Here is an 8,071-nt window from a genome sequence, read left to right on the forward strand (position 1 = left end):
GTGAAGTGAACAAGTGGTGGATTCCGGCTTTAGCGGCCCTGGCTTTGCTCAACGGCTGCGCGTCGCAAACGCGCAGCAACATTCCGGTGGTGGACTCCGGCTCGCGCGTTTCCAACGGCGAGCGCGTGTCGGCCAACCGCAGCAACACCTATCGCACACCGGTCCAGGCGCAGACGCCATCGCAGTCTCAGTCGATTCAGGAAGACTCCGGCGTCACGGTGATGATCCCGGGCGGGGCGAGCGCCAGTGCTGCGCCGATTTCGACCTTCACGCCGCCGATCAACACATCGCCTGCGCCGATCGACACCTCGCCGGTGAATCAGGCGCCGATCAACAACACCTACACGCCACCGGCGGCCACCGGCAACACCTACAACATGCCGTCCTCGGCGCCGACCGGCATTCCGTCGGCGCCGACCGGCATTCCGTCGGCGTCTAGCGGCGGTCTGTCGGCTGACGAACAGCTCGATGGTCCGGTGCTGGCCCTGCTGACCACCGCTCAGCAACAGCAGAGCAGCGGCGACCTCAATGGCGCATCGTCGAGTCTGGAGCGCGCCCAGCGGGTTGCCCCGCGTGAGCCACAAGTGCTGTACAAACTGGCGCAGGTGCGTCTGGCCCAGGGCGATGCGCCGCAGGCTGAGCAACTGGCCCGTCGCGGCCTGACCTACGCCAACGGTCGTGCCAGCCTGCAGGCCAGCCTGTGGAACCTGATCGCCCAGGCGCGCGAGAAGCAGGGCGATGCAGCCGGTGCTGCGCTGGCGCGGCAGAAGGCCAATGGATAAGCGTTTTCCCCAGATCGCCGATCAGCTGCTGCTGATCGAGCGCGAGCTGCGTACGCTGGGCATGTGGAAAGACGTGCCGCCCAGCGACGAAGCCTTGGCCAGCCGCGAGCCGTTCTGTGTTGATACGCTGGATTTCGATCAGTGGCTGCAATGGATCTTCCTGCCCCGGATGAAAACCATCCTGGAGCAGGATCTGGCGTTGCCCAACGCTTCGGGCATTCTGGAAATGGCGCAGATGGTCTACGCCGAGCGTGCCGCAGAAACCCGCGCCTTGCGGGATTTGCTCAAGCAGTTCGATCAGTTGATCACCGAGTCAGCCTGACGCTCACTTGCAGGTATCGTCGATGGACTTCTTGACCTCGGCGATACGTGCCTGACGCTCCTCTTCGGTAAAGCGTCTGAACTCGCCGTTCACTTCTTCGCGAACCCTTGGATTGTTCTGCAACTGCGCAAGATTGGTGCGCTGGGTCTCGCAGTATTCCTTGCGTCTGGACTCCTGCGCGGCGACCTGTCTTTTGACCTTCGCGTCTACAGCCTGCTGTTCCTGGTCATTTGACGGTTTGGCAGGTGCCGATGAAGGGGCGGGCGGGGGCACCGGCTTTTGCGTGTCGATTTCCTGCGCCGACTGCCCGGCGGGCGGCTGGGCGTCGAAGTGAGTCACGCCTTGAGCATCGACCCACTTGTAGATCTGGGCGGCCTGACTGGCCGTGGAGCCGACGGCCAGGGTCAGCGTGGCAGCAAGAATCATCCAGCGCATACTGCTTCCTTAACTTCGAGTGCTGTGCAGGTGCAACCTATCACAAGCATGCCATCGCGACCTCATTCGGTGCCTTTTCATCTGCTGTGAGTGAAGAAAGCGCATCGATGACTTGACTTGCGAGGGTCGAATCAGAACAATCCAAAGTCCGCTGTAGAGGGACTGCCAGAAGCAGACCGTCTCGGCAGATCATGAGGCGCACACCCGCGCCGACCTGTTACACCCGCAACGCGTTACCTCGCGCTGGGTGGGAAGACCCCGAAACATTAATGGGCTGATTCCCAATACTTGCTCAGTCAGTGCTGACGTAGTCGGCGACCACCGTCGCTCATGCTCTGCTTGGCAGTAAACCTATTAAGACCCGTCTCCTCTTCCTGTGGACGGTATTCTGGCGTTTTAGAGGTGAACAACGTGGAGCTTTTATCTGGCGCTGAAATGGTCGTCCGCTTTTTGCGTGACGAAGGCGTTGAGCATATCTACGGGTACCCGGGTGGTGCCCTCCTGCATATTTACGACGCGCTGTTCAAAGAACCGGCTGTGAGCCATATCCTCGTTCGTCACGAACAGGCGGCTACACACATGGCCGACGGCTACGCCCGCGCGACCGGCAAGGCCGGTGTGGTACTGGTGACTTCCGGTCCCGGCGCCACCAACGCCATCACCGGTATCGCAACTGCCTACATGGACTCGATCCCGATGGTCGTTCTGTCGGGTCAGGTGCCCAGCACCATGGTCGGCACCGATGCCTTCCAGGAAACCGACATGATCGGTATCTCCCGCCCGATCGTGAAGCACAGCTTCATGATCAAGCACCCGTCGGAAATCCCGGAAGTCCTGAAAAAGGCTTTCTACCTGGCGCAATCCGGCCGCCCTGGTCCTGTCGTTGTCGACATTCCGAAAGACATGACCAACCCGGCTGAAAAATTCGAATACGTTTTCCCCAAGAAAGCCAAGCTGCGTTCCTACAGCCCGGCCGTTCGCGGGCATTCGGGTCAGATCCGCAAGGCCGTGGAAATGCTGCTGGCCGCCAAGCGTCCAGTTATCTATGCCGGCGGCGGCGTGGTCATGGGCAACGGTTCGGCGCCTCTGACAGAACTGGCTCAACTGCTGAACGCTCCGGTCACCAACACTCTGATGGGCCTGGGCGCGTACCCTGGCACTGACCGTCAGTTCGTCGGCATGCTGGGCATGCACGGCAGCTACACCGCCAACCTGACCATGCACCACTCGGACGTGATCCTGGCGGTCGGCGCGCGTTTCGACGACCGCGTGATCAACGGTGCACCGCGCTTCTGCCCGGGTGCCAAGATCATCCACATCGACATCGACCCGGCTTCGATCTCCAAGACCATCAAGGCCGACGTGCCGATCGTGGGTCCGGTCGAAAGCGTGTTGACCGAAATGGTTGCGACCTTCAAGGAAATCGGCCAGACCCCTAACAAGGAGTCGGTGGTGACCTGGTGGAAGCAGATCGACGAATGGCGCGCCGGTGGCGACCTGTTCCCGTACGACCGTGGCGATGGCAGCGTGATCAAGCCTCAGGCCGTGATCGAAACCCTGTGCGAAGTCACCAAGGGCGACGCTTACGTCAGCTCCGACGTCGGCCAGCACCAGATGTTCGCCGCGCAGTACTACCGCTTCAATAAGCCTAACCGCTGGATCAACTCCGGTGGCCTGGGCACCATGGGCTTCGGTCTTCCGGCGGCCATGGGCGTTGCGCTCAGCTTCCCTGATGCACACGTGGCCTGCGTCACGGGCGAAGGCAGCATCCAGATGAACATCCAGGAGCTGTCGACCTGCCTGCAGTACAACCTGCCGGTGAAGATCATCCTGCTCAACAACGGCGTGCTCGGCATGGTCCGTCAGTGGCAGGACATGAGCTACAGCGGCCGTCACTCGCATTCCTACATGGAGTCGCTGCCTGATTTCGTGAAGCTGGTCGAAGCCTACGGTCACGTCGGCATGAAGATCACCGACATGAAAGACCTCAAGCCGAAGATGGAAGAAGCGTTCGCCATGAAAGATCGCCTGGTGTTCCTCGATATCCAGGTCGACGTGGCTGAGCACGTCTATCCGATGCAGATCAGAGACGGCTCGATGCGCGACATGTGGCTGAGCAAGACGGAGCGTACTTAATATGCGGCACATCATTTCGCTGTTGCTGGAAAACGAACCGGGTGCCTTGTCTCGCGTCGTCGGTCTGTTCTCGCAGCGCAACTACAACATCGAAAGCCTGACCGTGGCGCCGACCGAAGACCCGACCCTGTCGCGTCTGACGCTGACCACCGTCGGCCATGATGAGGTGATCGAGCAGATCACCAAAAACCTCAACAAACTGGTTGAAGTGGTCAAGCTGGTCGATCTGTCGGAAAGTGCTCACATCGAGCGCGAACTGATGCTGATCAAGGTCAAGGCCACTGGCGCCCAGCGCGCCGAAATCAAGCGCACCACGGATATCTTCCGCGGCCAGATCGTTGATGTAACCAGCAGTGTGTACACCGTGCAGCTGACAGGGACGAGCGACAAACTGGATAGCTTCATCCAGGCCATTGGCACCACCGCCATCCTGGAAACCGTACGCAGCGGCGTCACGGGCATTGCCCGTGGCGACAAAGTGCTGAGCATCTAACCTACATATATAGCGAATGGCCTTGCGGCCAAGATAACAGGGGAATTTCATGAAAGTTTATTACGACAAAGACTGCGACCTTTCCATCATCCAGGGCAAGAAAGTTGCCATCATCGGTTACGGCTCTCAGGGCCACGCCCAAGCGTGCAACCTGAAAGACTCCGGCGTTGATGTCACCGTAGGTCTGCGTCAAGGTTCGGCCACTGTCGCCAAGGCTGAAGCCCACGGCCTGAAAGTGACCGACGTCAAATCCGCCGTTGCTGCTGCCGACCTGGTCATGATCCTGACCCCGGACGAATTCCAGGGCGCCCTGTACAAGAACGAAATCGAGCCGAACATCAAGAAAGGCGCCACCCTGGCCTTCTCCCACGGTTTCTCGATCCACTACAACCAGGTCGTTCCACGCGCTGACCTGGACGTGATCATGATCGCGCCAAAAGCGCCAGGTCACACCGTACGTACCGAGTTCGTCAAAGGCGGCGGTATCCCTGACCTGATCGCTGTTTACCAGGACGCTTCGGGCAACGCCAAGAACGTCGCGCTGTCCTACGCTTCGGGCGTTGGCGGTGGCCGTACCGGCATCATCGAAACCACCTTCAAGGACGAAACCGAAACCGACCTGTTCGGCGAACAAGCCGTACTGTGCGGCGGTACCGTTGAGCTGGTCAAAGCCGGTTTCGAGACCCTGGTCGAAGCTGGCTACGCGCCAGAAATGGCCTACTTCGAGTGCCTGCACGAACTGAAGCTGATCGTTGACCTCATGTACGAAGGCGGCATCGCCAACATGAACTACTCGATCTCCAACAACGCCGAATACGGCGAGTACGTGACTGGCCCAGAGGTCATCAACGCCGAATCCCGTCAGGCCATGCGCAACGCTCTGAAGCGCATCCAGGACGGCGAATACGCGAAGATGTTCATCGCCGAAGGCGCGAGCAACTACCCATCGATGACCGCCAAGCGCCGCAACAATAAGGCTCACGGCATCGAAATCATCGGCGAGCAACTGCGCTCGATGATGCCTTGGATCGCCAAGAACAAAATCGTCGACCAGACCAAGAACTAAGCTTTTTCAAAGCGGGTTCTGCTTCACGAAAAACGCGGCCTTCGGGTCGCGTTTTTTCGTTATGGGGGCTCATCTGGTATAAAGCTGCATCGTTTGCCGGCGCGAGGTCGCCGCGAGCATTGTCGAAAATTCCTGGTTGCAAGGTATTGTCCATGAGCGAACGTCCCGAAGAGCCGAACAAGGTCTCTGACGCCGAAAGTCTGCTGCCGATCGACGAGCATGTAGAAGAAGGTCACGACGCCGAGGGCCGCAAGGTCCGGCATCGTGGCATCTACCTGCTGCCGAACCTTTTCACCACTGCGAACCTGTTCGCTGGCTTCTACGCCATCATCAGCGCCATGAGCGCGCAAAGCGCGTTGAGCGCCGGCGATGCGGCAGGGGCGAGCAAGTACTTTGCCTTTTCCGCCATCGCCATTTTCGTTGCGATGGTCCTCGACGGCCTGGATGGTCGCGTGGCGCGCATGACCAACACCCAGAGCGCGTTCGGCGCCGAATACGACTCGCTGTCGGACATGGTCGCCTTCGGCGTGGCGCCGGCATTGCTGGCGTTCGGCTGGGCGCTGGGTGACATGGGCAAGGTCGGCTGGATGGTCGCCTTTATTTATGTCGCTGGCGCTGCGTTGCGCCTGGCTCGATTCAACACGCAGGTGGGCAAGGCCGACAAGCGTTATTTCATTGGCCTGGCGAGCCCCGCTGCTGCGGGCGTGGTTGCCGGTACGGTCTGGGCCTTCAGCGACTACGGGATTCAGGGCTCCAAGCTGTCGTTCCTGGTGGCGTTGCTGGTGGCTGCAGCGGGCATGCTGATGGTCAGCAACATCAAGTACAACAGCTTCAAGGAACTGGACCTCAAGGGCCGCGTACCTTTTGTTGCGATTCTGGCCGTTGTGCTGGTATTTGCGGTCGTGTTCAGCGATCCGCCGCGTATTCTGCTGCTGATCTTTCTCGGTTACGCGGCTTCCGGGCCGATCCAGTACCTGCTGCGTCTGCGTCGCAACAAATAGAACCGAACCTGCGTTTCCCCGCATACTCCACAGTCTGTATGGTGCATTCATCCCGCTGACTGTGGAGTTGTCATGCTCATCAAGATCCCCAGCGCATCCGCCTGCAACGAGTCGGATGTCACTCCCGAATCCATTTATCTCTCTCGCCGCGCACTGTTGGGCGCTTCTGCTGCAGGCCTGGCTGTCGGCGTGTTGCCGTCCTGGGCGCAGGCTGCCGATCCGTCTCGTTATGACGGGGTGGAAGCAAGCACTGCCCCCGCCTGGTTCAACGACAAGCTTTCGACCACCCAATGGCAGGCCGTCACGGTAAAGGATGAGGCGATCACTCCGTACAAGGACGCGACCCACTACAACAACTTCTACGAGTTCGGCACCGATAAGGGCGACCCTGCGCGGAATGCAGGTTCCCTGAAGATCGAGCCCTGGAGCGTGGTGGTCGATGGTGAGGTCGGCAAACCAGGCCGATACGCCCTTGAAGATTTCATGAAGCCTTATCAACTGGAGGAGCGGATTTACCGCCTGCGTTGTGTCGAGGCGTGGTCGATGGTCATACCGTGGCTAGGTTTCCCGATCTCCGAGCTGCTCAAGCAGGTCGAGCCGACATCCAAGGCCAAATACATCCGCTTCGAAACCTTGCAGGACCCTCAGAGCATGCCGGGGCAGCGATCGGGTTTTGCCCTGATCGACTGGCCTTATGTAGAAGGGCTGCGTCTGGATGAGGCGATGAACCCGCTGGCCATTCTGGCGGTGGGCATGTACGGCCGGCAGTTGCCGAATCAGAACGGTGCGCCGCTGCGGCTGGTGGTGCCGTGGAAGTACGGGTTCAAGAGCGTGAAGTCCATCGTGCGCATCAGTCTGGTCAGTGAGCAGCCCAAGACCACCTGGCAGAGCATCGCGGCGAACGAGTACGGCTTTTATGCCAACGTGAATCCGACAGTCGATCATCCGCGCTGGACCCAGGCGCGGGAACGGCGACTGCCCAGCGGACTGTTCAGTCCGAACATTCGCCAGACAGAGATGTTCAACGGCTATGGAGAGCAGGTGGCGTCTCTCTATGCGGGTATGGATCTGCGCAAGGACTATTAATGCGATATCTGTGGTGGCGTCTGGCTGTTTTTCTGGCAATCGCCGTGGTGCCGGTGTTCTGGCTTCATCAGGCGTGGATTCTCGACCTCGGGCCTGATCCCGGCAAAGCGCTGGTTGATCGTTTCGGCCTGGGCACACTGGTGTTGCTGCTGATCACCCTGGCGATGACGCCATTGCAGCGCATGACGGGGTGGCCGGGGTGGATCATTGTTCGCAGGCAGTTGGGGTTGTGGTGTTTTGCCAGTGTCGTGCTGCACATGCTCGCCTATGGCTTTTTCATACTCGGGTTTGACTGGGCCCAGTTGGGTGTCGAGCTGGTCAAGCGTCCCTATATCATTGTCGGCAGTCTGGGCTTTCTCTGCCTGCTTGCGTTGGCTGTCACCTCGAATCGCTACAGCCAGCGCCGATTGGGCGCGCGCTGGAAGAAACTGCACAAGTTGATCTATGTGATCTTGGGGCTTGGGTTGTTGCACATGTTGTGGATTGTGCGGGCTGATTTGAAAGAGTGGTCGGTGTATGCGGTGATTGGTGCTGTGTTGTTGGCTGTCAGAGTTCCGGTTGTAGCGAAGCGAATCCCCCGTGTTTTGGGTCGGCGCGCTTCTGCTGTAACAAAAGTTTAAATAAGTGCTTGACGCGCCTCTCGATCTCTCTATAATTCGCCCCACTTCTGACGCAGTAGGAACGAAAAACTCCTTGAATATCAACGAGTTGAGCGTTTCAGATAGCGCGGAGGGGCTTCGATTCAGGTCG

9 protein-coding genes are annotated in these 8,071 nt (G+C 59.4%); 8 read left to right on the forward strand and 1 reads right to left on the reverse strand.

The window, feature by feature from the left end:
- Positions 1 to 5: 5 nt before the first annotated feature.
- Both AC1MEK_RS28805 and AC1MEK_RS28810 read left to right on the forward strand, forming a co-directional pair.
- Positions 6 to 782 (forward strand): tetratricopeptide repeat protein, encoded by a 777-nt coding sequence (locus AC1MEK_RS28805; RefSeq protein ID WP_480399651.1) that lies wholly within the window; start codon positions 6 to 8, stop codon positions 780 to 782.
- Entirely contained in the window at positions 775 to 1,104 is a 330-nt protein-coding gene (locus AC1MEK_RS28810) for a YqcC family protein (protein ID WP_480399652.1), read from the forward strand. Before AC1MEK_RS28805 ends, AC1MEK_RS28810 begins: the two co-directional genes overlap by 8 nt.
- Before the next feature lie 3 nt (positions 1,105 to 1,107).
- Here AC1MEK_RS28810 and AC1MEK_RS28815 read toward each other — a convergent pair whose 3' ends face one another.
- Positions 1,108 to 1,539, reverse strand: a complete 432-nt coding sequence (locus tag AC1MEK_RS28815) for a DUF4124 domain-containing protein (RefSeq protein WP_480399653.1) — start codon at positions 1,537 to 1,539, stop codon at positions 1,108 to 1,110.
- A gap of 411 nt (positions 1,540 to 1,950) precedes the next feature.
- Here AC1MEK_RS28815 and AC1MEK_RS28820 point away from each other — a divergent pair, with 411 nt between their 5' ends.
- From AC1MEK_RS28820 to msrQ, 6 genes are all read left to right on the forward strand, one after another.
- Positions 1,951 to 3,675, forward strand: a complete 1,725-nt coding sequence (locus tag AC1MEK_RS28820) for an acetolactate synthase 3 large subunit (protein ID WP_480399654.1) — start codon at positions 1,951 to 1,953, stop codon at positions 3,673 to 3,675.
- Position 3,676: 1 nt separating this feature from the next.
- A complete protein-coding gene (gene ilvN / locus AC1MEK_RS28825) occupies positions 3,677 to 4,168 on the forward strand; it encodes an acetolactate synthase small subunit (RefSeq protein ID WP_133752008.1) in 492 nt (163 codons plus the stop codon).
- Positions 4,169 to 4,217: 49 nt separating this feature from the next.
- Positions 4,218 to 5,234, forward strand: a complete 1,017-nt coding sequence (ilvC, locus tag AC1MEK_RS28830) for a ketol-acid reductoisomerase (RefSeq protein WP_480399655.1) — start codon at positions 4,218 to 4,220, stop codon at positions 5,232 to 5,234.
- 152 nt (positions 5,235 to 5,386) lie between these two features.
- Positions 5,387 to 6,235, forward strand: coding sequence for a CDP-diacylglycerol--serine O-phosphatidyltransferase (pssA, locus tag AC1MEK_RS28835; RefSeq protein WP_480399656.1), 849 nt, complete (start codon positions 5,387 to 5,389; stop codon positions 6,233 to 6,235).
- Between the two features lie 72 nt (positions 6,236 to 6,307).
- Positions 6,308 to 7,321 carry a protein-methionine-sulfoxide reductase catalytic subunit MsrP gene (gene msrP / locus AC1MEK_RS28840; protein WP_480399657.1) on the forward strand — a complete coding sequence of 338 codons (1,014 nt, stop codon included), beginning with the start codon at positions 6,308 to 6,310 and terminating at the stop codon, positions 7,319 to 7,321.
- Positions 7,321 to 7,941 (forward strand): protein-methionine-sulfoxide reductase heme-binding subunit MsrQ, encoded by a 621-nt coding sequence (gene msrQ / locus AC1MEK_RS28845; RefSeq protein WP_480399658.1) that lies wholly within the window; start codon positions 7,321 to 7,323, stop codon positions 7,939 to 7,941. The genes msrP and msrQ overlap by 1 nt, the downstream gene beginning before the upstream one ends.
- Positions 7,942 to 8,071 lie beyond the last annotated feature (130 nt).

This window comes from Pseudomonas sp. 2, assembly GCF_056627435.1.